A 24,135-nucleotide genomic window follows, 5' to 3' on the forward strand; every position below is an offset into this window, starting at 1 on the left:
TCACACCCCGCTCGTCTCTTCGTCGTGCAGCCGCGCGAAGAGCGCCTGCACGCGCTTGTCCTCGACCGTGCGTTCCGCGCAGTAGCTCGCGAACAGCTCCCCCGGTGAACGGTCCGCGACCGCGCGGTCGCCGTTCGACGTCGTCACCGGCGCGGCGAACTCCGGGTCGATGCGGATTTCCAGGGCGTTCGGCAGGGCTTCCTGGATCTCCTCGCGCAGCCCGGCCCTGGTCGCTTCGCGGATGTAGACGCGGAGGTAGTCCTCGCCGAACTCTGCGGCGCGGCCGGTCAGCTCCGCGACCGTGCCGTGGACGGTCCGCAGCTTGCGGCCCGATTTCAGCGGGATGTCGGTGATCTTCGCCGGTGTCGACGGGCTCACCTCCACCGCCAGCACGACGCTGGTGTTGTCCTGCTCGCCGAAGTCGACCGCGAACGGCGAACCGCTGTAGTGCACCGGGCACGCGGCGGGCAGCGACTGGCGCCGGTGCAGGTGGCCCAGCGCCACGTAGTGCGGGTCGGCGCCGAACGCCGTGGCGGGCACGTGGTACTCGAAGATGGACTGCGCCGCGCGTTCCCCGCCGCCCATCGTCCCGCCGGTCACCGTCAGGTGCGCCATGACGAGGTTCACCGCGCCGGGCGTGAACCCGGTCTTGAGGTGCTCCAGGATGTCGCGCACGCGCTGGTCGTACTCGCCGACGTTGTCCGCCGGCGTCCCGGCGAGCAGCTCGGCGGCGCGGACCGCGTAGCGCTGGGAAAGGAAGGGCAGCACGGCGACGTTGACGCGCTCGCCCGTCGAACGCGCGTCGAACGAACAGACACCGCCGTCGTGGACCGGGCGGGGGTCGCCGGTGAGCTGGATGCCCGCGGCCAGCAGCAGCGGGCGGTACGCCTCGAACGTCGCGGCGTGGTCGTGGTTCCCGGCGATGGCGATCACCTCGGCACCGGTTTCGCGCAGCGCCATCAGCGCCCGCACCACGAGTTCCTGCGCGGCCGCCGACGGCGCCGACGTCTCGTAGAGGTCACCCGCGACGAGGATCGCGTCGAACTGCTCCTCCCGCGCGATCCGGACGATCTCGCCGAGCACCGCCCGCTGCTCGTCGAGGCGGTTGCGCCCCTTGAGCGTCTTGCCGATGTGCCAGTCGGAGGTGTGCAGGAACTTCACACTTCGTCCTTCCGTTCGGGTTGGTGGGCGGTGGGCTCGCGGTGGGCTCAGAACGGCGGCGGGTCGTCGCCGAAGGGGTCGCTGCCGCGCGAAGGGAGGCCCGCGAAGGGATCGGACTTCTTCGATGTGGCGGTGGTCGTGGGGATCGTCCCGGCCTCGGAAAGCCGCGTGGCCCAGGCGGGGAACGGGAAGCCGACGGCGATCGGCACCGGGATCTCCGGCTGGCTCACGAACATCGTGCCCGGCGTGGCGAGCGTAGCGCGCACCCGCTGGCTGGCCGGGAGGAAGCCGTACTCGGGCCGCGAAGCCTCGGCGGCGTCGAGGCGGCCGACGATGCGCACCGAGCTGTTGCTGACGATCCGGCGTTCCACCTCGGAGGCCGTCTGCTGCGCGCCGATCAGGATGACGCCGAGGGAGCGCCCGCGTTCGGCGATGTCCAGCAGCACCTCCTTGATCGGGCTGCTGCCTTCGCGCGGCGCGTACTTGTTCAGCTCGTCCAGCATGGTGAACAACAGCCCGCCGGGTCCGGCCGCCTCCTTGCGCGCGGTCTCCGCGGCGAGCGTGACGCCGACGACGAACCGCTGCGCGCGCTCCACGAGGTTGTGGATGTCCACCACGGTCACCTGCTGGTTCTCGGTGGACAGCCGGCGGGCCGGGTGGTCGGCGAGGTCGCCGCGGATGAGGCCGGACAGGGCGCGCTGGCTCGAGCGCAGGCGGCGGATGAAGGCGTTGACCGTGCCGGCGCCGGTGACCGCACCCGCCCAGCTCGCGCGGGTTTCCTCGTCGGTGACGCGCTCGCAGATGACGTCGATGAGCTCGGCGTAGGTGCGGCACATGACGCCGTCGACGTTCGCGGCGCCGTCCTTGCCCGCCGGGGTGCTGTCGAGCCGCAGGCGGTTCGCGACCTGGTGGATGACCATCGTGTACTGGTTGCGCTCGTCCTCGGCGTCGGCGAAGACGTACGGCAGCAGGTCCTGGCCGCAGAACTCCGCGATGGTCCACCAGAACGCGCCCACGCCCGAGGTCCGCCCGGTCACGTAAGGCTTCCCCGTGGTGTCCGACGGCGTCGGCGGCGCGAAGAAGCCGACGGACGCGAAGGGCTCGGCGGGCAGGCCCAGCTTGAGGTACTCGCCGGTGAGCTTCTCGTCGAGGTGGACGTTCGGCGTGTCGAGGAACAGCAGGTCCTCGCCCTTGACCGAGAAGACGAGGGCCTTGGCGTTGTGGGCGTTCGGCAGGGCGCCGCCGCGGAAGATCGAGTGCAGCAGGAACAACGCGAACGACGTCTTCGTGGCCACGCCGGAGACGCCGCTGATGCTGACGTGCGCGCCGCGGGTGCCGTCGAGGAAGTCCATGTTGAGGTAGACGGGTTCGCCGTCCCGGCCGAGGCCGACCGCCACCTGGCGGGTCATGTTGTCGAAGTACAGCGCCTGCGCGCGATCCTCCCCCACGGCCCGCTCGACCCGGCTGCCCGGCTTGGGCGGCACGTAGCACTCGGGCTCGACGCGGGTGGTGGCGATCTCGGCGATCTCCTGCACCTGGGCGGGCAGGACCCCGTCGGAGATCAGGAAGACGTCGCTGCCGAAGCTGGCGCCTTCGTGCCGCGCGGTCACCTGCGTCACGACGCCGTACGAGGTGACTTCGCCGAGGCCGGGCAGTTCCCTGCGCGTGACGACGACGTCGTCGAGCTGCAGGTAGGCGTCCGGATCGATGGCCACGCAGAACTGCAGCGGCGTCGAGTCCTCGGTGCCTGCCACCCGTCCGACCACGGTGGTGAGCGTCTCCTGGTCCACGGTTCTCCCTGTCCGGCCGGGGTCTTCCTCCCGCGGCAGACTAGCCCGCCGGTACGACAGTCCCGCGCCCAACACGGCGTTGCTCCCGCGGTGTCCGCGCAGGCCGGGACTGCGCCGAACGAGTGAGTTCACCCTTCGGGGAGTGCCTTTCGTCCCCGTCGCAGGCATTCCGGGGCGCACCCGGTTGCGCCGCAACGCCGTGCCCCTGGGGTCGCGGCGGGCGGGTGCGGCGTTACGGGCGCCGCTTCCGCCGCCGCTTCGGCCCGCCTTCCGCCTGCCGCCACGGCGAAGCGGGCCCTCGTGGTGGGCTCGGACACACGCCGCTCCGGCGTGTCGCGGGAAAAGTTCTCCGGAAGTGCTTCCGGTCCTATATGGACGACCACTGTGGACGGCTCCGGCACCGGGTTTTGCCTGCTCAGAGGCATGACGAGGACTCGGATTGCGATCCGGGTCGCGTCCGGCGAGGGTCCTTCCGGAGGCGGAACCCGCCCCCGTACAAGGAAATATTTCGACCCCCGGTTGGATTTTGTGCGGTATTGGTAATACCGTGTGCAGTGTCGGCCGAGATGGGCCGTGACGAGTAGTTCCACTATGGAGGACTGGAATGACGAACAAGGCCCAGCTGATCGAGGCGCTGTCGGAGCGTCTGGGCGACAAGAAGGTGGCTTCGCAGGCCGTTGACGGTCTGGTCGACATCATCATCCGGACGGTCAACAAGGGCGAAAAGGTCAACATCACCGGCTTCGGGGTGTTCGAGAAGCGCGCCCGCGCCGCTCGCACCGCCCGCAACCCGCGCACCGGTGAGGCCGTCCGCGTCAAGAAGACCAACGTGCCCGCCTTCCGCGCCGGCACCACCTTCAAGGACGTCATCTCCGGCACCAAGAAGCTCCCGAAGGCGACCCCGGTCAAGCGCGCCACCGCCACCACGGCGACCCGCGCCACCGCCACCAAGACCGCGGCGGCGGCCCCGGCCAAGGCCACGACTTCGCGGGCGACCACCTCGCGCGCGGCCGCGGCCAAGCCGGCCACCACGCGTTCGACGACCACGCGGACCCGCGCCACCGCGGCGAAGCCGGCCGCCAAGGCCACGACCGCCACCAAGGCGGCCCCGAAGACCGCCGCCAAGACCACGGCGGCCAAGGCGACCACGGCCAAGGCGACGACGACGCGGGCGAAGACCGCCGCCGCCAAGCCGGCCGCGACGAAGACCGCCGCGGCGAAGAAGACCACGGCGGCCAAGGCCCCGGCCAAGCGCACGTCGGCCGCCAAGAAGAAGTAACACCCTCTGGCGACATCGGAAGGGCCCCGCACCGGGTAGGTGCGGGGCCCTTCCGGCGTTCCGGGCCGGGTGGGTGGACTCGTCGGTGACCTTGCGGGCCTGGATCGCGCGGCGGGTTCGGGCCGGGTCGGACCACGCCGGCGACATGGGACACGGGAGCGGCGAATCCCCCACCCGCACCACGGCAGTCGAGGCACGCGGCGGGTTCGAGCCGGACCGGACCACCCCGGCGACATGGGACACCGGAGCGGCGAATCCCCCACCCGCACCACGGCAGTCGAGGCACGCGGCGGGTTCGAGCCGGACCGGACCACGCCAGCGACATGGGACACCGGAGCGGCGAATCCCCCACCCGCACCACGGCAGTCGGAGCACGCGGCGGGTCCGGGCCGGACCACCCCGGCGACATGGGACACGGGAGCAGCGAATCCCCCACCCGCACCACGGCAGTCGGGGCACGCGGCGGGTTCGGCCGTGCGGTGAACCATCCCGGCGACATGGGGCACCGGAGCGGCGCCGGGGGCCTGAGCGCCCAACGCGACCCCGCGCGGAACCATGCATGCCCTCGGCCGGCCCACCGGCATCCCGGCCCCCGCCGAATTGCCGCGAGCTTCGGCGATCCCCCTTGGGCCGCCAATCCCGCGCGGCCCAGCACCGGCGTCCTCGCATCACCCGTCCGGTCGTTCCAGGCCACTGTGGGCCGATTGCGCGCAAACCGGGCTGAGATCGCCGCTCCCGCGCTCTCGGCAGGTCCGGCCACCCGGCACCCCGAACGCCGTCCACCGGCCGCGACCCCGCCACACAGGACTTCCACAGGAACCGGCCGCCTGCCCTTTCCCCGGGCATTTCGCCCGCCGCGGAACCGGTCCCGGCCACTCGCTCACCCGATCCCCCTCCGGTCGCCGAAGAATTCACCTCGCCACTCCTTGGGGTGAACGCCCCTTATCCCCCGGCGTCGATGCACCGACGGTTGCCTTCGCCCCTTCGCGGGTAGCCGTCCGTAACAGAACGCAATCCGAGCGCAAGGAGTCGCGATGACCGAGAACGAAAACCGGCCCGAAGCCGACCTCGCCCACAGCCGGCAGCTCATCAAAGAGGCCAAAGAAGCCGCCGCGGAGGCGCACCTGGCCGATCCTGCCGAAGGGGCCGCCGACGAGGCTCTCGCCACCGATCCGCCCTACCACCACGGGGAGCAGGGCACCACGCCCTCCGGGAACTAGATTCCCGGCGCATTTCCGCCGGTATTGCCGCTGCGGCCCGCCGCCCCGCCAAAGCCGGGGCGGTCCTATCGGGACCGGGGCGAGACTCCGCCGTTACGCCTAACCAGGAGGAAATTGCCGTACCTCTCCTCGGGTGGATACACTCCACCGAAGAACGCCGACCATTGTGCAACTTGTCACACGTCGCGTTCCCCGGACGCACATCCAGCTGAGGAGCATTCCCGTGGCCCAGAAAGTCCTCGTCGAGATCCTGGACGACATCGACGGCACCACCGCCGCCCAGACCGTTCAGTTCGGCCTCGACGGTGTCACCTACGAAATCGACCTTTCGGACGACAACGCCTCCGCCCTGCGCGACGAGCTGGCCCGCTACATCGCGGCCGGACGGCGCATCGGCGGGCGCAAGGTCCGCGTCGCCACCGGGCAGTCGACCACCACCAGCACCACCGACCGCGAGCGCAACCAGCAGATCCGCGCCTGGGCCAACGCGAACGGCTACGAGGTCTCCGAGCGCGGCCGCCTGTCCTCCGAGGTGATCTCGGCCTACGAGCAGGCCCAGGTCGAAGAGGCCGAGACGCCCGCCGCGCCGCCGCGCAAGCGCGCTCCGCGCAAGAAGGTCGCGGCCGCCAAGAAGTAACCCCGGTGGCCGGGAGATCACTGGGGAGAGATCACCGCAGCGGCGGTGGCGGAGGCTGAACGGGCCCCTGCCACCGCCGCCGGCTTTTGCGGCGCCGTGGGAGGCGTCACAGTTGTCAGGAATTGTCAGCGCTTTCCGCGGCCTTTCCGCAAAACCTCACCCGCGCAGCGCCGGCCCGATCCAGCGGCGCACCAGGGCGCGCAGCTCGTCGTCGGTCAGCGGCGGCGTCGACGGGTACTGCAGGAACGACAGGAACAGCCGCATCAGCACTTCGGCGAGGCCGCGCAGCTCCTCGTCGGTGCCGATCCCGGCGCCCGCCCAGTCCACCGGCAGGTTGCGGAGGATCCGCGCGCCGTACGAGAACGCCAGCGGCGAAACCACGCCGTCGGTGAAGAAGTCCGCTTCGCCCGCCTGCAGGAGCAGCCCCATGCGGGGCTCGGCGGGCAACGTGCGCACAGCGAACACCACGGACTCCACCGCGGCTTCCGCGGCGGTGCCGAAGGCGGCCAGGTGCCGCTCCATCCGCGCCGCGAACTCCTCGACACCGGCCAGCGCGACGGCCCGCAGGATGTCCTTCAGGCTCGGGAAGTACCGGTACACGGTCTGCCGGGTGACGCCCGCCTCGGCCGCGACGTCGGAGAGGCTCGTCTTGGCCAGGCCGGCCCGGTCGAGGCACGCCGTCGCCGCTTCGACGATCCGGCGGCGTGCCGCGTCTTCGGTGCCGGGCGGGTTGCCCTGCCATCCGTGGTGCCCCATACCGCCATCTTCCCCGAGCCGGGCGCTCAGGCCGGGACAGGGGCGCGCTCACGCCGGTACAGCGCCAGCACCAGCAGGCCGGCCGCGGCGAAGCAGGCCAGCACGTAGAGCCCGCTGCCGGTCGGGGTGCCTTCGGGGGTGACACCGGCGTCGGCGGCCAGGTACGCCGGCAGCGCCCCGAGCCAGCACACCGCCAGCCCGCCGAGGTAAACCGCGGGGTACACCCGGGCGAAGGGCGACCAGGGCTCGCCCGGTTCGCCGGACCGCAGGTGCGCCACGACGATCCAGGTACCCGCCACCCACAGCAGTCCCAGCTCGACACCGAGGATCCACGCCCGCGCGGTGACGTCGTCGCCCGCGAAGCCCGACGGGATCCCGGCGATCGCCATGGCCGGCGGCGTGAGCACCCCGGCGAGCAGGATCCGCGGGGTGAGCCGTCGCCGCGGCGGACCGCCCGTCAGACGCACGACGAGGTAGGTCATCGCGGCCATCGACACCGACGCGAACAGCAGCATGCTGTTGAGCGGCACCGAAGCCAGCGCCGGCCGGTTGACGATCGCGTTGCCCGGGTTCCAGGCCCACCACTTCAGCTGCGGGCCGAGCTGGTCGAAGACCTCGTAGAACACCTGGCAGACGAAGGCCACCGCCACCGAACCCCGCAGTGCCCCGCGCCGGAACAGCCCGAGCGATCGCACGACCTCGTAGGCGAGCTGGCTGAACGCCGGGTAGAACGCGATGATGTAGAGCGGCAGCCGGTCCCCCATGAACTGCACGGTGAACCGGTTGTGGGCGAAGATGAAGCCGTACAGCCGGTCGAGCCCGAACCACTCCGGGAAGTACAGCGGCGGCTCGGTGACGAAGAGGTAGACCAGCGAAGCCCACCACAGCGCCAGGTTCACCGGGTCACCCGCGCGGTACCGGCGGAGGGCGTGCACCAGCGCGAACACCGCACCGCCGACGATCAGCACCTCCAGCAGCGGCATCGTCCAGTGGGCGAGCGCCCACGGCGGCCGGACCGAAACCACCGGCGAGACGTCGTGGCAGTCGAACCCGAGACCGCGGGTGACGGCTTCGGCGTCCAGCCCGCACGCCGTGCTCATCGCGCGGTCGCCGTCGCCGTCGAGTAGTCCGTGGCCGGGGGTTCGGCCTGCGGGTCGAAGCCGAACGGGACCCGGTGCCTGCCCAGCGCCGCGCGGACGCGGTACCGCACCAGGCCCGCGAGCACGCGCGGGGTGCGCAGCATCTGCCCGAGCGACTCGTCCAGGTTGAACACCTTGGCGAAGTGCTCGTCGACCACCGCGTCCTCCCGCGCCGCACCGACGACGAGGCTGAACGCCGGCGCCGACACGGCCGCGACGAGCCGTCGCCGCCACTCCGGCAGCTGTTCGGTCCCCACGGCGCACGCGTAGCCCTGGTCCCGGGCCATCGCCAGGCGCCACGGCACACGCAGCAATCCGCGTTGCGCGGCGAAGAAGCGCGCGGAGAACCTCTCGTCGAGCCGCTCGGCGCGGGACAGGTGCTCGCGCAGCAGCAGGGCCGAAGCCGACGCGGAGCTGATGCCCTGGGCGTAGAAGGGGTTGAACGCGCAGATCGAGTCACCGACGAAGACCAGGCCACGCGGCCGGCGGCGCAACCGGTCGTAGCGCCGCCACTTGTTGCCGGTGGAGCGGGTGAGGTGGACCGGCGAGGCGGGGGCGCAGCGGTCCATGGCGTCGGCGAACAACGGCGTCCGCACCCGGCGCGCGGTCTCCACGAACGCGTCGGTGGTACTCGGCATCTCCAGTCCCCACGAGCCCATGCAGGCGATGACGCGGTTGCCTTCGATCGGGAAGAAGTTGACCAGGAACTCGTGTTCGGCGGGGTGCTCGCCCTTGTCCGGCGTCGGCATGATCACCAGGTGCCGCCACCACCAGGACGCGGGACGTTCGGCGGGCAGGTCGTACCAGCGCGAGGTGTAGGTGACCTTGGCGTCGAGGGTCTGCACTTCGGGCTCGGGCCAGCCGGCTGCCGCCAGCCAGCCGGAAACCGGGGAGCCGCGGCCCATCGCGTCCACCACGAAGTCGGCGTCGACGTGCTCGCCGTCGGCGAAGCCGACGCCGGTGACCTTCCCGTCCGCGGTGGTCAGGCCGCGCACCGCGACACCTTCGCGGAGGTCGACGTTCGCCAGCTGCCGCACCTTGTCCCGCAGCACGCGCTCGATGAGGATCCGCGAGCCGTAGACCATCGTCATGGCGCTGCGCTTGCGGGCCGACCAGCCGGGCCCGTCGAGGTAGGCGGCGTCCATGGACGGCATCAGCAGCAGCCCGCCTGCCGCGATGAGGTCGTCTTCGAAGCCCGGGAACAGGGCACCGATCGCGCGCCGCCCGGAGTTGAGCAGGAAGTGCGGGTGCTTGCTCTGCGGGACGCCGCGGCGGTGCTCGGCGCCCTCGGGCAGTTCGTCGCGTTCCAGCACCAGGACGCGGCCGAAGTGCGGGGCGAGCGCACCGGCCGCGCAGAGACCGGCGGCGCTGCCGCCCAGGACGACGGCGGTGTTGCCGAGCCGCATGCGGATCAACTCCCGTCATTCATACAAACAGACACTGAATGTATGAATGACTCACGGGCGGTGTCAAGCCCCCGCCTGCGTCCACTATGGACAGACAAGGCGGGTCCGGGGTTTCCCGGCCCGCCCGCGCGGGTAGTCACCGCCGACAGGGAGGCGCACGATGACCGACGACGAACCGGCCGCGCACCTGCAGGCCGTGGCCGCGGAGCTGGGGCTGCAGCCGGAGGACACCCGATCGCGCACCGGCGACTTCGCGGGCGGGCAGATCCGCTTCGCGGGACAGGCGGGCGAGCGCGCGGCGAACGACTACCTGCTGCGCTGGACACCCGGCGAAGGCTGGGAGCTGGCCGCCGAGGCCGGCTCGTCCGGGGCGGCGCGGGTCGTGGCCGGCCTGCCGGGCACGCCGGCACCCGCAGCGGTCGCCGACTTCGTCCTCACGGCGCTGTCCGGGCGAGGGGAACGGCCGGTGCGCCGGGCGGACGAGGGCGCGGCCGAGCCGGCTCGACGCCCTTGGTGATCACGCGGGTGCGCAGCGAAGCGCTCGTGGCGTTCTCGGCGGGTGCCGATTTCCACAGTGGACGCTTCGGGAAGCTCGGCCAGGGTGGCGGCCCGCGCGGGCAGTTCCCCGGTCGCCACGCTGCGGGACAGGTCGCTCTTGTCGCGGGAGTGCTCGGAGAGCGGCGGCCACGTCCGAGGCGATGGTCGCGGACGTCCCGCGCACCGGCCGCGAGACGATCGCCGCCCAGCGCTTCGGCTCGATCCCGGAAACGACAAAGGGCCCCCCACCAGTTCGGTGCGGGGCCCTTTGCCAGCTGGATCCGGTTACTTCTTCTTGGCCGCGGAGGTCCGCTTGGCCGGGGCCTTCGCCGCCGGGGCCTTCGCCGCGGTGGTCTTGGCCGCGGCCGGCTTGGCGGCAGCAGTCCGGGTGCGCGTCGTCGTCGCCTTCGCCGCGGTCGCCTTCGCCGGGGTGGCCTTGGCCGCCGTCGTCTTGGCCGCTGCGGTCTTCGGAGCCGCCTTGGTCGCCGTGGTCGCCTTGGCCGCCGTGGTGGCCTTGGCCGCCGGCTTCGCCGCGGTCGCGCGGGTCCGCGTGGTCGTCGCGGCCGGCTTCGCCGCCGCCGCCCGCGTGGTGCGGGTGGTGGTGGCCTTCGCCGGAGCAGCAGCCGCCGCGGTCTTGGTCGCCGTCGCGCGGGTCGAGGTCGACGCCGTGGCGCGCTTGACCGGGGTCGCCTTCGGAGCTTCTTCGTGCCGGAGATGACGTCCTTGAACGTCGTGCCGGCGCGGAACGCGGGCACGTTGGTCTTCTTCACCTTCACGGCCTCACCGGTGCGCGGGTTGCGCGCCGTGCGAGCCGCGCGAGCGCGCTTCTCGAACACCCCGAAGCCGGTGATGTTGACCTTCTCGCCCTTGTTGACCGTCCGGATGATGATGTCCACCAGACCGTCCACGGCCTGCGCAGCCACCTTCTTGTCATCGCCCAGACGCTCCGACAGCGCCTCGATCAGCTGGGCCTTGTTCGTCATTCCAGTCCTCCATAGTGGAACTACCAGTCAGGCCCATCGCGGCCGACAGCGCACAGCGTATTACCACGGCCCCGCAAAACCAAACAGCGACGGCATCTTAACTCTGTTGTGTCGCGCGGAATTCCGGTCCCACCCGGCCCGGGACGGCCGGAAAATCGAACAATTGATCGACGTCGGCCCGCAAAAGCCCTCCCCCGCAACCGATCCGCGGCCGCGGCGGAAAGCCGGTCAGGCCACGTGCCGTCCCGTCGGCCGCGGCCGGAAACGCCGTCGTTGCGGCGGTTCCGCGGCCTCCGGCGAAGAACCGCCCGCGGTGCCCGTGACGTCGTCGCCGGGCAACGGCAGCCGGCCGGCGGAACGCGGTGCGGGCCGGCGCTTGTGCTGCCGCCGCACCGCGAAGAGCAGGGCCAGCCCGGCGACGACGAGCGCGTGGGAGGCCACCCGGTCCGGCGCCACCTCCCCGGTCGTCAGGTCGACGCCGGAAGTGATGCCCAGCACCACCACGAATCCGCCCAGCGCCGGCAACAGCCCCGCGGCCGTCGCGGGCCGCAGGGCCGCCCAGAGCAGCCCGATGCCGACGGCGACGTTCCAGGCGGCGCTCTCGTTGCCGAGGTGCACCGCGGCCGCGAACCCGCCGTGGCCGGCGTGACCCACGTGCCCGACGTCCGCGCCGAGCAGCTCGGCCAGCCCGAGCCCGCTCTGCACGAGCGCGACGAGGGCGAGCGCCACGCGCACGCCCCAGCGCTGCGGCCGGGGCACCGGCGCGCCGTCCAGGATCCGCGCGGTGAGATCGGGCACCGGCGGCGCTTCCCGGACCACGGTCAGCCGGCGCAGCGCCGCCGCCCGCTCCTGCCAGGCGCGGCAGTCCGGGCAGCCGGCCAGGTGCCGGTCGAGGACGTCGTCCGGCAGCGGCGGCCGCTCGCCATCGATGCGCGCCGACAGCGATTCGCGCAGCTCCGCGCAGTCCACGTCCACCTCCCGTAGTCGCCTGCCGGGCGAACCCGGATGCCGGGCCCACTGTCCGATCGGGACGGTCCCGCCGGGTGTGCGTTCAGCCCACGAGCCGGGACGAGCGCCCCGCCAGCGCCGCGAGCAGGTCCTCCCTGGCCCGCGCGACGCGGGACCGGATGGTGCCGACCGGGCACCCGCACACCTCGGCGGCGTCCGCATAGGACAGTCCGAGGGTCTGGGTGAGCACGAAGGCTGCCCGGCGGTCCTCGTCGAGCGCGGCCACCAGCTCGTCCAGCACGACCTGCTCGTCCAGCCGTTCCGGCGGGACGACGTTTTCGGCCGCGGCCTGCCAGTCCGTCCCGGTGGTGCGGGGCCGGGCCCGTGCGGCGCGGATGTGGTCGGCCACGACCCGGCGGGCGATGGCCAGCACCCAGGTGCGGGCCGAGGAATCGCCCCGGAACCGCGGCAGGGCGCTCAGCACGCGCAGGAACGTCTCCTGGGTGAGGTCGTCGGCGGTGCGCGTGCTGTCCAGCGCGGCGACGAACCGCCAGACGTGCGGCTGGGCGGCCCGCAGGAACCGCTCGAGCGCCACCGGGTCGCCGCGCCCCGCGCGCAGGGCCCAGCCGGTCAGTTCGGGGTCTTCCGCGCGGTGTGCGGTCACACCCCCTACTACGCACCCCCGTCCCGGCCGGTTGAAAACGATCTTGGAAAACCCGCGGGAACCGATCGGCCGCCGGGACCGACCTTCTCCCCGCGAGGCCACGAACGACGCGCGGAAGGCGAGGACGGCGATGATCCGGACACAGTACGAGGTCACCGGGATGACCTGCGGGCACTGCGCCAGCTCGGTCCGCGAGGAACTCGGGGGGCTGCCGGGGGTGCGCAGCGTCGACGTCGACGTCCCGAGCGGTGCGGTCGACGTGGCGAGCGACACCGCGCTCGACCCGGCGCAGGTCGCCGAAGCCGTCCGCACCGCCGGCTACCGGCTCGTCCGGTGACCACCACCGGCCACCGCGCGACGCGGGCGCCGGGCCGGGAGGTCGAGCTGCTGATCGGCGGCATGACCTGCGGGTCGTGCGCCGCGAGGATCGAACGCAAGCTCAACCGGCTCGACGGCGTCCGCGCGGGCGTCAACTACGCGACCGCCAAGGCGCTCGTGCACGTTCCGCCCGCGCTGACGGTCGACGACATCGTGCAGGCGGTGCAGGCGAGCGGCTACACCGCGACGGTGCCCGGCGCGGCGGCGGCCAGGGCGACGCCGGACGCGCTGCGGCAACGGCTGAAGCTGTCCGCCGCGCTCGCGGTGCCCGTCGTCGCAATGGCGATGGTGCCGCCACTGCAGTTCCCGGGCTGGCAATGGCTTTCCCTGGTGCTGGCGACCCCGGTGGTCACCTGGGGCGCCTGGCCGCTGCAGCGGGCGGCGCTGGCGAACCTGAAGCACCGGACCGCGACCATGGACACGCTGGTGTCCATCGGGGTCGCCGCGGCGTACTCGTGGTCGCTCTACGCGCTGGTCTTCGGCGACGCCGGGACGATCGGGATGCGGCACGGGTTCGACCTCACCCCGTCCGGGCAGGGCGACGGGATCTACTTCGAAGTGGCCACCGGGGTGACGCTGTTCATCCTGGCCGGGCGCTTCTTCGAAGCACGGTCGCGCAGACGGGCCGGCGCGGCCCTGCGCGCGTTGCTCGACCTGGGCGCCAAGGACGTCTCGCTGCTGGTCGACGGCCGCGAGGAGCGGGTGCCGATCGACCGGTTGCGCGCGGGCGACGTGTTCGTCGTGCGGCCCGGCGAAAAGGTCGCGACCGACGGCGTGGTCGTCGACGGCGCTTCGGCGGTCGACCTGAGCCTGGTGACCGGCGAGGCGGTGCCGGTCGAGGTCGCGCCCGGCGCGGAAGTCGTCGGCGCCACGGTCAACCTCAGCGGCCGGCTGCTCGTGCGTGCCGTCCGGGTGGGCACGGAGACCCGGCTCGCGCGGATCGCCGCGATGGTCGAACGGGCGCAGAACGGGAAGGCGCGGGTGCAGCGGCTCGCCGACCGGGTGTCGGCGGTGTTCGTCCCGATCGTCCTCGTGCTTTCCCTGGCCACGCTGGCCTTCTGGCTGCTGTCCGGCGGGAGTGCCGGGCAGGCGTTCACCGCGGCGGTGGCCGTGCTGATCATCGCCTGCCCGTGCGCGCTCGGCCTGGCCACCCCGACCGCGCTGCTCGTCGGCACCGGCCGCGGGGCCCAGCTCGGCGTGCTGGTCAAGGGGCCTGAGATGCTGGAGTCCACCCGCCGCGTCGACACCGTCGTGCTCGACAAGACCGGCACCATCACCACCGGGAAGATGACGCTCACCGCGGTCCGCACCGCCGACGGCGTGCCCGCGGACGTCGCCCTGCAGCTGGCCGCGGCGCTGGAAAGCGCGTCGGAACACCCCATCGCGCTCGCCGTCACCGAAGCCGCCCGCCGCCGCTTCGGCCACGTGGGGCAGGTCGCCGAGTTCCGGACCATCGCCGGGTTCGGGGTGCTGGGCCGGGTCGGGCGGCACCGGGTCGTCGTCGGGAAGCCGGAACTGCTGGAGCGGTTCTCGATCGGCGTCCCGGCGGCGCTGGCCCGCGAGAAGACCAAGGCCGAGCAGGCCGGGAACACCGCGGTGGTGCTCGCCTGGGACGGCCTCGCGCACGCCGTGCTCGTCGTCGCCGACACCGTGAAGCCGACGTCCGCGCCTGCGGTGTTCGCCCTGCGCCGGCTGGGCCTGAACCCGGTCCTGCTCACCGGCGACAACGAAGCCGTGGCACGGGCGATCGCCGTCGAGGCGGGCATCACCGACGTGATCGCCGGGGTGTCGCCGGAGCAGAAGGTCGCGGTGCTGGCGGAGCTGCAGGCGCGCGGGCACGTGGTCGCGATGATCGGCGACGGCGTGAACGACGCCGCCGCGCTGGCCGCCGCCGACCTCGGGCTGGCCATCGGCACCGGCACCGACGCGGCCATCGAGGCCGCCGACCTGACGCTGGTGCGCGGCGACCTGCTGGCCGCCGTCGACGCGATCCGGCTCGCCCGGCGCACCCTGAGCACGATCAAGGCGAACCTGTTCTGGGCGTTGGCCTACAACGTCGCCGCGGTGCCACTGGCGGCCGCGGGCCTGCTGAACCCGATGATCGCCGGCGCGGCGATGGCGCTGTCGAGCTGCCTGGTGGTGTCCAACAGCCTGCGGTTGACCCGGTTCCAGGGCACGACCGCGCGGGCGGCGCGCTGAATGTCCACTTCAGACGCGAGGTCGGCGCCGGTGGCGATCCCGAGGCCGACGGTCGCCGGCGCCGGGCGTCGTTGATGCCGTCGCCGACCATCCCACCCGGTGGCCACTCGCCCGCAGGCGGCGCGCAGCACGTCGTCCGCGGAATGCCCGGCTCCGGCGGCCACCCCCGCCGGAGCGGGTTCCCCGGTCACCGAGGCGATATCCACAGTGGACAACCGGCGTGGCCGGCGCGACGCAAACCAGCTCCCACCACGGGAACCGCAGCGACGGCACCAGCGCCAGGGTGATCGACAGGTTCCCCGACGGCACCGGGAGCAGCATCGCGAGCCGCAGCAGGGGGATCACAGCATCGCGAGCAGCAGCACGGAGGTGCTGAGGCCCATCAGGGCGTCGGCACCCCACCCGGCCGTGCGCACCGACGGCGGCGCCACCCGCGCCCCGTCGAGGCCCCGGGCCAGGAACACCGTGCCCGCCAGGCCGAAGGCGATCGCCAGCGGCAGCGCGACGAGCACGACGTCCGCGGGCACGCCCCCGCCGGCCGGCGGGAGGGCCATGGCCATGCCTTCCATGCCCGGCATGTCCGTGGTCGTCGCCGTTCCGCCGCCGACCATGGCGCGGGGCATGGCGAACACCATCCACACCATCGCGAGCATCATCACGGCGTGGTAGCCGGGGTGCCACCGGCTCCCGTGCGCGCCGCCGCGCGCGGCCGCCACGGCGAACCACGCGGCGGCGAACCCGAACAGCACCACCTGCGGGAGGCCGGCCAGACCCATCGTGGCCGGCCACACCATGGCGACCATGGCCGCGCACATCGCCGCGTGCAGCACGTCGCCGATCCGGCTCGCCGCCGTGCCGTGCCGGATGCAGCGGCAGAGGCAGAACGCCCCCGCCGCCGCGAAGACCGCCGTCAGGATCCACCGCAACCCGGTCGCCTCGATCACGACGGCACCTCCTCGCGACGCGCGCCGACGACCAGGTCGACGACCAGGAAAGCCAGCAGTGACAGGCCGAACACCGGCAGGTAGTAGCCGACGACCGCGGTCACCACGAGGAACGGCGCGAGCACCCGCCCGGGAATCCGGCGCCAGGTCCCGCGCACCGGCGGGCGACCCCACCGCTTCTCTCCGCGGGTCGGGCGGCGCAGCCACCACATCCGGTACCCCCAGAAGATGACCGCGACGAGCCCGGCGGCCAGCAGCGTGAGGACGATCTGGTTCGCGACGCCGAAGAGCAGTCCCATGTGGGCGTCGATCCCCCAGCGGGCCAGCTTGGCGGCCAGGGAGTAGTCGGCGAACCGCAGCGTGCCGGTGATCCGGCCGCCGTCGGGGTCGACGGCCATCGAGTCGGCCCGGGTCGGCCAGTCACGGCCGACCTGCTGCACGACGTAGGCCTTCCCCGGCGCGGAAGGCGGGCGGATCTCCACCGGATCGGCCAGGCCCGCCTGCAGGGTCGCGGCGCGCACGGCATCGACCCCGACGTCGGCGCCCGGGGGCCTGGGCAGCGCGGTCGGCACCGAGGGCGTTGTCCAGTCCAGCTGGGCGCGCAGTTCACTGATGGTGTCGCCGGCGTGCTCGGACCAGGTGAGCCCGGTGGCCGAGAGGAACAGCAGCCCGGCCGCGATCGCCAAGCCGGTCATCCGGTGCCAGGACAGCAGCCGGCCGCGCGCACTGCGCGACCTCTTGCGCCTCCCCGCCCACAACGCGATCCCGGCGAGCACGACGACCCACAGCCAGCTGGCCGCGAGTTCGCTGTACCAGCGGCCGAAGTCCCCGAGCTGCAGGTTGGCGTGCAGGCCGTCGATCCAGGCCCGCAGCGGCAGCGCCTGCCCGGAGCCGTAGGTTTCGAGCTGTCCGCGGATCCCGCCGGTGTGCGGGTCGACGAAGACGGTGTGGTGGTAGCTGGGAGCGAGCCCGGGCCGGTCGAAGACGACCTGGGTCGCGTCGGTGGGCGCCGCCCCGGGCCGGATCCCGGTGACCGTCCCGTCGGGGACGACGGCCTTGGCGGCGGCGGCCTGCTGGGCCAGCGGAACGCTGCCGGGCCCGGCGGGGACGTGCAGCTCGTGGTCGTAGACGGCCTGTTCGATCTGCGGGGTCCAGGTGTAGGCGAGCCCGGTCAGCGCGGCGACGAGCAGGAACGGGCCGACGAAGACGCCGGCGTAGAAGTGCAGCCGCAGCAGCAGCGGCCGCACGCCGGCCCAGGTGAACCGCAGTTCTGGAGCCGGCTTGCCTGCGTCGGCTGAGTCGGCTGTGCGCTCGTCGCTCTGGTAGATCGACATCGAGCTCCCTTCACCTCCGCGACGCCGGTTCGGTCGCTCGGGCAGAAGGTCGGCTCGAAAGGGTGAACGGTTCCGAGAACTTTTCGCGACCGCCCCGGCGCGGTGATCGCCGGTGGGACTTCGCGAGCCGGTCGCGGATCTTGAAAAGATTCTTCGCCGCGGTCGGCGCAAGACACCGAAAAACCCGCCTGACCGGAGTCAGACGGGCTTGGTTGCTGCTGGTACCCCCGATGGGATTCGAACCCACGCTACCGGCGTGAGAGGCCGGCGTCCTAGGCCGCTAGACGACGGGGGCTTAGGAACTTCCCTGGTTTCCCAGGGGCTTTTCTGTTTTTCTTGCTGGAGAGAACCTACCAGAAGCGATTTCCCGCTTCGCAGGGGGGTCACTCTCCGCAGCTGGGGTACCAGGACTCGAACCTAGACTAACTGGACCAGAACCAGTCGTGCTGCCAATTACACCATACCCCAGTGAGGTGCTGCTCCGGCTTGGCCGGTTCAGCACCGCACGAGGAGAAATACTAGAGCACGCCGTTCCGGACCGTGAACGCGGGGGTGCCACTGCCGCGCTGGGCCGGGACGCCGATCGTGGCGTACTCCGAAACCAGCAGCTCAGGCAGCTCCGCGAGACCCGCCACCGTGTGGACGCCCTCCGGCGCCCGCTCGCCGATGCGGTCGCGGTCGAGCCAGACCGCGCCCAGGCCCGCGTCGCGGGCGCCGATCGCGTCGGTGTCCAGTTTGTCGCCGACGTGGACCGCCTGGGCGGGCGCGCAGCCCAGGCCGAGGCACACCGTGTGGAACATCACCGGGTCGGGCTTGGCCACGCCGAGCTCGCCGGCGATGGCGACGTGGTCGAAGAACGGCGCCAGGCCCAGGTCGGCGATCTTCTTCCGCTGGTGGCCGCCTGAGGCGTTCGTCACCGCGGCCAGCATCAGGCCCGCCGCGCGCAGCCACTCCAGGCAGTCGAGGACGTCGTCGAACAGCTGCCACGAGTGGTCGAGCAGTTCTCTTCGACGGCGTTCGAAGGAGCTCACCTGCTCGGCGTCGGCGAGGATGCCGATTTCGGCGAGGAAGCAGTCGGTGCGCCGCTGGTGCATCGTCGCGTAGTCGAGTTCGCCCGCCACGACGAGGGCGACGTGCTCTTCGGTGATCAGGTCCCACAGCGGCCACAGGTCACCCCGGCCGGTGAGGATGTGGAGGCTCCGGCGGATCGCGGCGGTGCAGTCGATGAGCGTGTCGTCGATGTCCAGGCACACCAGCCGGAGCTCGGGCGGAGTCCAGGGCTCGGGCACCGCCGCGGCGGGCGAGGCGGTTCGCGACGGGGTCCGGGGTGCCAGGGCGAAATCCACCCAGTGAGGCTAGGGCAACCGCCGCGTTCGCGACGCTGCCAAAGAGGTGATTGCGGCTCCCCTGTTCCGGCGCACCCGCTCTACTCCCAGTTGGCGAACCGTCCCCGTTCGGTTACCCGGCGGCCCGCGCCGACGGCGACGGCAGCCGGGGAACGGAAATCGATTCCCTAGCCGAAACCCTTGTGCTGCTTGGGAATCCGCACCGTCCACAAGGGCACCTCCGCTTCCCGCAGCCGAAGCGGGGCACGACCGGAACACCGTCGACCAACTGTCGCGTTTGGACGGTTTCCGGCAACCGCGGCGCGGGCGCACGGCCGTCGCCCGATCAGCGTATCTCCGGTCACACCCCTTGACGCCGGTGCCGGGCGGGTGCATCCTCGACTTATTCAACAAGCGATGAATAAGGGAGATGGTCGAGATGACCGAGCGCACGACCTGCGTCGTCATCGGTGGCGGGCCGGCCGGGATGGTCACGGGGTTGCTGCTGGCCCGGGCCGGCGTCGAGGTGACGGTGCTGGAGAAGCACGCCGACTTCCTGCGGGACTTCCGCGGGGACACGGTCCACCCGTCGACGCTGACGCTGCTCGACGAACTGGGGCTCGGCGAGAAGTTCCACGCGCTGCCGCACAGCGAGCTGCGCTCGGCCGGCTTCCCCCAGGAGAACGGCGACCTGATGAAGCTCGCTGACTTCACCCGGCTGAAGGTCGCGCACCCGTACATCGCGATGGTCCCGCAGTGGGACTTCCTCGACCTGCTCGCCGAAAGCGCGCGCAAGGAGCCGACGTTCGTCCAGCGGATGGAGACCGAGTGCACCGGCCTGGTCCGCGAGCACGGCCGCGTCGACGGCATCACCTACCGCACGAGCGCCGGTGAGACCGGCGAAATCCGCGCCGACCTGGTGATCGCCGCCGACGGCCGCTGGTCGCTGGCCCGCCGCGAGGCCGGCTTGGTGCCGCGGGAGTACGACTGCCCGTTCGACGTCTGGTGGTTCCGGCTCTCGCGCGGCGAAGCCGAGGAAGGCGGCATGCTGCTGCCCAAGATGCGCGACCGCCGCTTCGCGGTGCCGCTCCCCCGGCCGGACTTCTACCAGGTCGCCTACCTGGCGCCGAAGGGCGAGGACCTGCGCGCCAAGGGCATCGAAGCGTTCCGCGAGAACGTGACGCAGATCTGCCCCGAGTTCGCCGACCGGGTGCACGAGCTGGCGGCGATGGACGACGTCAAGTTCCTCGACGTGCGGCTCAACCTGCTGCGCAGGTGGCACGTCGACGGGCTGCTGTGCCTCGGCGACGCGGCGCACGCGATGTCGCCGATCGGCGGTGTCGGCATCAACCTGGCGGTGCAGGACGCGGTCGCGGCGGCGACGCTGCTGGCCGAGCCGCTGCGGCGGGGCCGTCCGACGGAGGCCGAGCTGGCGAAGGTGCGTGCGCGGCGGCTGGCGCCGACGCTGCTGGTGCAGGGGCTGCAGCGCCTGATGCACCGGACCGTGGTGCGCGGGGTGATGAACGGCAAGCGCAACGGCCCGCCGGAGCCGATGATCAAGGCGTTCGCGCGGTTCCCGGGACTGTCGTACGTCCCGGCCCGGCTCCTCGGCCTCGGGCTGCGGCCGGAGCACGCTCCGGCGTTCGCCCGGCGGCCGATGGAGCCGGTGAGCCGGGCTTAGACGTTCTCGACCGGGTTGGTCAGGGTGCCGATGCCTTCGATGGTGATCGAGACGCTCTGGCCACCCTCGATCGGGCCGACGCCCTCGGGGGTGCCGGTGAGGATGACGTCGCCGGGCAGCAGCGTCATGACGCCGGAGACGAACTCGACCAGCTCGGGGATCTTGTGGACGAGGTCCGAAGTACGGCCGTCCTGCTTGAGCTCGCCGTCGACCTCGCTCCGCAGCGCCAGGTCGGCGGCGTCGATCGACGTCTCGATCCACGGGCCGATCGGGCAGAAGGTGTCGAAGCCCTTGGCGCGGCCCCACTGGCCGTCGGACTTCTGCAGGTCGCGGGCGCTGACGTCGTTGGCGACCGTGTAGCCGAGGATGACGCTCGCGGCGCGGGCGGCCGGCACGTTCTTCACCGGCTGGCCGATGACGATGGCCAGCTCGCCTTCGAAGTCGACGCGGCCGATGCCGGACGGGCGGCGGATGGCCGCGTTGGGCCCGATGACCGTGGTCGACGGCTTGAGGAACAGCATCGGGTCGCTGGGCACCTCGTTGCCGAACTCGGCCGCGTGCTTGGCGTAGTTGCGGCCGACCGCGATCACCTTCGAGGGCAGGATCGGCGCGAGCAGCCGGACGTCGGCCAGCGGCCAGCGCTTGCCGGTGAAGTTCGGCTGGCCGAAGGGGTGTTCGGCGATTTCGAGGACCTGGGCGTCGTCGCCGTCGCCTTCGATCGAGGCGAACGCGACACCACCGGGATGAGCAATACGGGCTAGGCGCACGTCGTCATTCTACGTGCGCCCAGCCCGTGACCTAGGCCACGGTGGTGCTCTTGTGCACGAGCGCGTCGCACAGGGCCAGCCAGCTGGCCTCGACGATGTTGCCGTGCACCCCGACCGTGGTCCACTCGCGTTCGCCGTCGGTGCTCTCGACCAGCACGCGCGTCACCGCGTCGGTGCCGGGGTGGCCCTGCAGGATGCGCACCTTGTAGTCGGACAGCTCCACACTGTCCAACCAGGACAGGTGCGGGGAGAGCGCCTTCCGCAGGGCGGCGTCGAGGGCGTGCACGGGCCCGATGCCCTCGGCGGTGGCGATCACGCGCTCGCCGCCGACGTGCACCTTGACCGTGGCCTCGGCCATCACCTCGCCGCCCGCGCGGTGGTCGAGCACCACCCGGTAGGACTCCAGCGCGAACGGCGCTTCGGCGGGGACGCCGGTTTCCTGACGCAGCAGGAGTTCCAGGGAGGCGTCGGCGGCCTCGAACGACCAGCCCTCCGCCTCCAGTCGCTTGACCTTCGTGATGGCGCTCGTCAGCGCCTCGGGCCGGCCGGCAAGGTCGACCCCGAGCTCACGTCCCTTGAGCTCGAGGCTGGCCCTGCCGGCCATCTCGGTGACCAGTACCCGCATGTCGTTGCCGACGGAAGACGGATCGATGTGGTTGTACAGCAACGGATCCACCTTGATCGCGCTCGCGTGCAGTCCCGCCTTGTGGGCGAAGGCCGACGCCCCTACGTAGGCCTGGTGGGTGTAGGGGGCGATGTTCGCGATTTCGGCAAGGGCATGGGAGACCCGGGTGAGCTCGGCGGCGCCTCCGGTCGGGAGGACGTCGAGGCCGAGCTTGGTCACCAGGTTTCCCGTCACGGCGAACAGGTCGGCGTTGCCGGCCCGCTCCCCGTAACCGTTGGCGGTGCACTGGACGTGCGTCGCGCCGGCCTGCACCGCGGCGACGGAGTTCGCCACGGCGCAGGAAGTGTCGTCCTGACAGTGGATCCCGAGCCGGAATCCGGTCTTTTCCTTGATGGTGCGGACGGTTTCGGCCAGGCCGAGCGGCAGCTGCCCGCCGTTGGTGTCGCAGAGCACGAGGACGTCGGCCCCCGCGTGCGCGGCGGCGTCGAGCACCCGGAGCGAGGTTTCGGGCGAAAACGCGTAGCCGTCGAAGAAGTGTTCGGCGTCAAGGAAGACCCGGCGGCCTTCCCCGGTGAGGAATGCGACGGTGTCCCTGACCATGGCGCAGGCCTCGTCGACGTCGACGCGGAGAGCGCGCTCGATGTGCCGCAGGTCGGACTTGGCGACGAGGGTGATGACCGGGGCTTCGCTGTCGAGCAGGGCCCGCACCTGCGGATCGGCTTCGGCGGTGGTGCCGGCCTTGCGGGTCGCGCCGAACGCGACGAGCGCGGCGTGCTTGAGCTTCAGCTCGCCCTTGGCGGCGCGGGCGAAGAACTCGGTGTCCTTGGGGAGCGCCCCGGGCCAGCCGCCTTCGACGAACCCGACGCCGAGCTCGTCCAGCAGCCGGGCGACCGCCAGCTTGTCCTGCACCGAGTAGGTGATGCCCTCCCGCTGCGCGCCGTCGCGCAGGGTCGTGTCGTAGAGGTGGAAGGCATCGCCCAGCGGCGTATCGGCGGGCTCCTGGCGGGTCACGGTCTTCTCCTAGCGTGTTCCTGGCGTTTCGAGGCAACAAAAAAAACCTCCCGCAGGGTGCGAGAGGTTGCGCGCCGGGGGCTCTTGTGGAGCTATCGTCCGGCGCGCTCGTCGATAATGATCGCGAAGCTGGTCACGGTCGCATCATGCCACACGGTTCGCGGACGAGTCCAGGAACTGGGCCAGGCTCCCACCATCCGGGAACACCCCGGGGACGAAAAAAGCCCCGCACCCGGCGAGGGTGCGGGGCTTTTCCCGGGAAAACTCAGCCGGCCGTCCGCACGTTGGAAGACACGAGCGCCGCCAGCCGGTCGCCGATCGCCTGCGTGGCCCCCGGCGAGGACTGGTCGCGGGTGGCCAGGTCGAACGCCACCGACGCCTCGATCCGCCGCGCGGCCTCCTTCTGCCCCAGGTGGTCCAGCAGCAGCGCCACCGACAGCACCGCGGCCGTCGGGTCGGCCAGCCCCTGGCCCGCGATGTCCGGCGCCGAGCCGTGCACCGGCTCGAACATGCTCGGGTTGCGGCGGGTCATGTCCAGGTTGCCACTGGCCGCCAGCCCGATGCCGCCGGTGACCGCGGCCGCGAGGTCGGTGATGATGTCGCCGAACAGGTTGTCGGTGACGATCACGTCGAACCGCGACGGGTCCGTGACCAGGTGGATGGTCGCCGCGTCCACATGGGAGTACGCGACCGTCACCTCCGGGTGCTCCAGCGAGACCTCTTCGACGATCCGCGACCACAGCGAACCCGCGAACGAGAGCACGTTGGTCTTGTGCACCAGCGTCAGGTGCTTGCGCGGGCGGGCCTCGGCGCGGTTGAACGCGTCGGCGACCACGCGCCGGACACCGAACGCGGTGTTGACGCTGACCTCGGTCGCGATCTCGTGCTCGGTGTCCTTGCGGATCAGGCCGCCGGTACCCGCGTACGGGCCTTCGGTGCCTTCGCGCACGACGACCATGTCGACGTCGCCCGCGTCGGCCAGCGGGCCTCGCACGCCCGGGTAGAGCCGCGCCGGGCGCAGGTTGACGTGGTGGTCCATCTCGAACCGCAGGCGCAGCAGCAGGCCGCGCTCCAGGATGCCGCTCGGCACCGTCGGGTCGCCGACCGCGCCCAGCAGGATCGCGTCGTGCTGGCGGAGCTCGCCGAGGACCGACTCCGGGAGCAGCTCGCCGGTCGAGTGCCATCGGGCGGCGCCGAGGTCGTAGTTCGTGATCTCCGCCGTCGGTACTACCTCGCCGAGCACCTTCAGCGCCTCGGAGACCACCTCGGGCCCGATCCCGTCTCCTGGGATCACCGCGAGCCGCATCCACACACCTCCGTCGACCGGACCACCGGCCGCACCGATGGTCCA

Annotated in this window: 20 protein-coding genes, 2 tRNA genes and 1 pseudogene; 7 read left to right on the forward strand and 16 right to left on the reverse strand. The window is 72.0% G+C overall.

What is annotated here, in order from left to right; genetic code table 11:
• Both HUT10_RS18575 and HUT10_RS18580 read right to left on the reverse strand, forming a co-directional pair.
• Nucleotides 1-1,161, reverse strand: coding sequence for an exonuclease SbcCD subunit D (locus tag HUT10_RS18575; RefSeq protein WP_176172370.1), 1,161 nt, complete (start codon nt 1,159-1,161; stop codon nt 1-3).
• 47 nt (nt 1,162-1,208) lie between these two features.
• Nucleotides 1,209-2,951, reverse strand: a complete 1,743-nt coding sequence (locus HUT10_RS18580) for an ATP-binding protein (RefSeq protein ID WP_176172371.1) — start codon at nt 2,949-2,951, stop codon at nt 1,209-1,211.
• A 604-nt stretch (nt 2,952-3,555) separates the two neighbouring features.
• On the opposite strand from HUT10_RS18580, the gene HUT10_RS18585 reads away from it, so the two are divergent.
• The 3 genes from HUT10_RS18585 to HUT10_RS18595 all read left to right on the forward strand — a co-directional run bounded on the left by HUT10_RS18585 (nt 3,556) and on the right by HUT10_RS18595 (nt 6,087).
• On the forward strand, nt 3,556-4,230 hold the full coding sequence (locus tag HUT10_RS18585) for an HU family DNA-binding protein (protein WP_176172372.1): 675 nt from the start codon (nt 3,556-3,558) through the stop codon (nt 4,228-4,230).
• Between the two features lie 1,034 nt (nt 4,231-5,264).
• A complete protein-coding gene (locus tag HUT10_RS18590; protein ID WP_176172373.1) occupies nt 5,265-5,450 on the forward strand; it encodes a hypothetical protein in 186 nt (61 codons plus the stop codon).
• Nucleotides 5,451-5,673: 223 nt separating this feature from the next.
• Nucleotides 5,674-6,087 carry an Lsr2 family protein gene (locus HUT10_RS18595; protein WP_176172374.1) on the forward strand — a complete coding sequence of 138 codons (414 nt, stop codon included), beginning with the start codon at nt 5,674-5,676 and terminating at the stop codon, nt 6,085-6,087.
• A gap of 156 nt (nt 6,088-6,243) precedes the next feature.
• On the opposite strand, the gene HUT10_RS18600 is transcribed toward HUT10_RS18595, so the two are convergent.
• The 3 genes from HUT10_RS18600 to HUT10_RS18610 are packed head-to-tail and all read right to left on the reverse strand — an operon-like array spanning nt 6,244 to nt 9,388.
• Nucleotides 6,244-6,843, reverse strand: a complete 600-nt coding sequence (locus HUT10_RS18600; protein WP_176172375.1) for a TetR/AcrR family transcriptional regulator — start codon at nt 6,841-6,843, stop codon at nt 6,244-6,246.
• Between the two features lie 26 nt (nt 6,844-6,869).
• Nucleotides 6,870-7,943, reverse strand: coding sequence for a hypothetical protein (locus tag HUT10_RS18605; RefSeq protein WP_176172376.1), 1,074 nt, complete (start codon nt 7,941-7,943; stop codon nt 6,870-6,872).
• Complete coding sequence (locus HUT10_RS18610) at nt 7,940-9,388, reverse strand: NAD(P)/FAD-dependent oxidoreductase (protein ID WP_176172377.1); 1,449 nt, start codon at nt 9,386-9,388, stop codon at nt 7,940-7,942. The genes HUT10_RS18605 and HUT10_RS18610 overlap by 4 nt, the downstream gene beginning before the upstream one ends.
• A 160-nt stretch (nt 9,389-9,548) precedes the next feature.
• Between HUT10_RS18610 and HUT10_RS18615 the strand changes: the two genes are divergently transcribed.
• A complete protein-coding gene (locus tag HUT10_RS18615) occupies nt 9,549-9,905 on the forward strand; it encodes a DUF6292 family protein (RefSeq protein ID WP_176172378.1) in 357 nt (118 codons plus the stop codon).
• 305 nt (nt 9,906-10,210) lie between these two features.
• Here HUT10_RS18615 and HUT10_RS18620 read toward each other — a convergent pair.
• The 3 genes and pseudogenes from HUT10_RS18620 to HUT10_RS18630 all read right to left on the reverse strand — a co-directional run bounded on the left by HUT10_RS18620 (nt 10,211) and on the right by HUT10_RS18630 (nt 12,520).
• Nucleotides 10,211-10,908 (reverse strand): annotated as a pseudogene (locus HUT10_RS18620) (HU family DNA-binding protein).
• A gap of 228 nt (nt 10,909-11,136) precedes the next feature.
• Nucleotides 11,137-11,877 carry a zf-HC2 domain-containing protein gene (locus tag HUT10_RS18625; RefSeq protein WP_254896930.1) on the reverse strand — a complete coding sequence of 247 codons (741 nt, stop codon included), beginning with the start codon at nt 11,875-11,877 and terminating at the stop codon, nt 11,137-11,139.
• Between the two features lie 82 nt (nt 11,878-11,959).
• Complete coding sequence (locus tag HUT10_RS18630; protein WP_176172380.1) at nt 11,960-12,520, reverse strand: sigma-70 family RNA polymerase sigma factor; 561 nt, start codon at nt 12,518-12,520, stop codon at nt 11,960-11,962.
• Nucleotides 12,521-12,650: 130 nt separating this feature from the next.
• Here HUT10_RS18630 and HUT10_RS18635 point away from each other — a divergent pair, with 130 nt between their 5' ends.
• Both HUT10_RS18635 and HUT10_RS18640 read left to right on the forward strand, forming a co-directional pair.
• Complete coding sequence (locus HUT10_RS18635; protein WP_176172381.1) at nt 12,651-12,857, forward strand: heavy-metal-associated domain-containing protein; 207 nt, start codon at nt 12,651-12,653, stop codon at nt 12,855-12,857.
• Nucleotides 12,858-12,919: 62 nt separating this feature from the next.
• Nucleotides 12,920-15,097: a cation-translocating P-type ATPase gene (locus HUT10_RS18640; RefSeq protein ID WP_176177896.1), complete on the forward strand. Its 2,178-nt coding sequence runs from the start codon at nt 12,920-12,922 to the stop codon at nt 15,095-15,097.
• 341 nt (nt 15,098-15,438) lie between these two features.
• Here the strand turns inward: HUT10_RS18640 and HUT10_RS18645 are convergent, their stop codons facing one another.
• The 5 genes from HUT10_RS18645 to HUT10_RS18665 all read right to left on the reverse strand — a co-directional run bounded on the left by HUT10_RS18645 (nt 15,439) and on the right by HUT10_RS18665 (nt 18,628).
• A complete protein-coding gene (locus tag HUT10_RS18645) occupies nt 15,439-16,041 on the reverse strand; it encodes a DUF5134 domain-containing protein (RefSeq protein WP_176172382.1) in 603 nt (200 codons plus the stop codon).
• A complete protein-coding gene (locus HUT10_RS18650) occupies nt 16,038-17,375 on the reverse strand; it encodes a PepSY domain-containing protein (protein WP_176172383.1) in 1,338 nt (445 codons plus the stop codon). The genes HUT10_RS18645 and HUT10_RS18650 overlap by 4 nt, the downstream gene beginning before the upstream one ends.
• Nucleotides 17,376-17,594: 219 nt before the next feature.
• Nucleotides 17,595-17,670, reverse strand: a tRNA-Glu gene (locus tag HUT10_RS18655).
• 101 nt (nt 17,671-17,771) lie between these two features.
• Nucleotides 17,772-17,843 (reverse strand) — tRNA-Gln (locus HUT10_RS18660).
• Between the two features lie 50 nt (nt 17,844-17,893).
• A complete protein-coding gene (locus HUT10_RS18665) occupies nt 17,894-18,628 on the reverse strand; it encodes an HAD family hydrolase (protein WP_176177897.1) in 735 nt (244 codons plus the stop codon).
• 502 nt (nt 18,629-19,130) lie between these two features.
• Here HUT10_RS18665 and HUT10_RS18670 point away from each other — a divergent pair.
• Nucleotides 19,131-20,381 carry an FAD-dependent oxidoreductase gene (locus HUT10_RS18670; RefSeq protein ID WP_176172384.1) on the forward strand — a complete coding sequence of 417 codons (1,251 nt, stop codon included), beginning with the start codon at nt 19,131-19,133 and terminating at the stop codon, nt 20,379-20,381.
• Here HUT10_RS18670 and HUT10_RS18675 read toward each other — a convergent pair.
• From HUT10_RS18675 to HUT10_RS18685, 3 genes are all read right to left on the reverse strand, one after another.
• Nucleotides 20,378-21,148 carry a fumarylacetoacetate hydrolase family protein gene (locus HUT10_RS18675; RefSeq protein ID WP_176172385.1) on the reverse strand — a complete coding sequence of 257 codons (771 nt, stop codon included), beginning with the start codon at nt 21,146-21,148 and terminating at the stop codon, nt 20,378-20,380. The two genes, HUT10_RS18670 and HUT10_RS18675, sit on opposite strands and share 4 nt — an antisense overlap.
• 31 nt (nt 21,149-21,179) lie before the next feature.
• Nucleotides 21,180-22,784 carry a citramalate synthase gene (gene cimA / locus HUT10_RS18680; RefSeq protein ID WP_176172386.1) on the reverse strand — a complete coding sequence of 535 codons (1,605 nt, stop codon included), beginning with the start codon at nt 22,782-22,784 and terminating at the stop codon, nt 21,180-21,182.
• A gap of 265 nt (nt 22,785-23,049) precedes the next feature.
• Entirely contained in the window at nt 23,050-24,090 is a 1,041-nt protein-coding gene (locus HUT10_RS18685; protein WP_176172387.1) for a 3-isopropylmalate dehydrogenase, read from the reverse strand.
• Nucleotides 24,091-24,135 lie beyond the last annotated feature (45 nt).

Origin of the sequence: Amycolatopsis sp. Hca4 (assembly GCF_013364075.1) — a bacterium.
In the GTDB taxonomy this organism is placed as follows: domain Bacteria; phylum Actinomycetota; class Actinomycetes; order Mycobacteriales; family Pseudonocardiaceae; genus Amycolatopsis.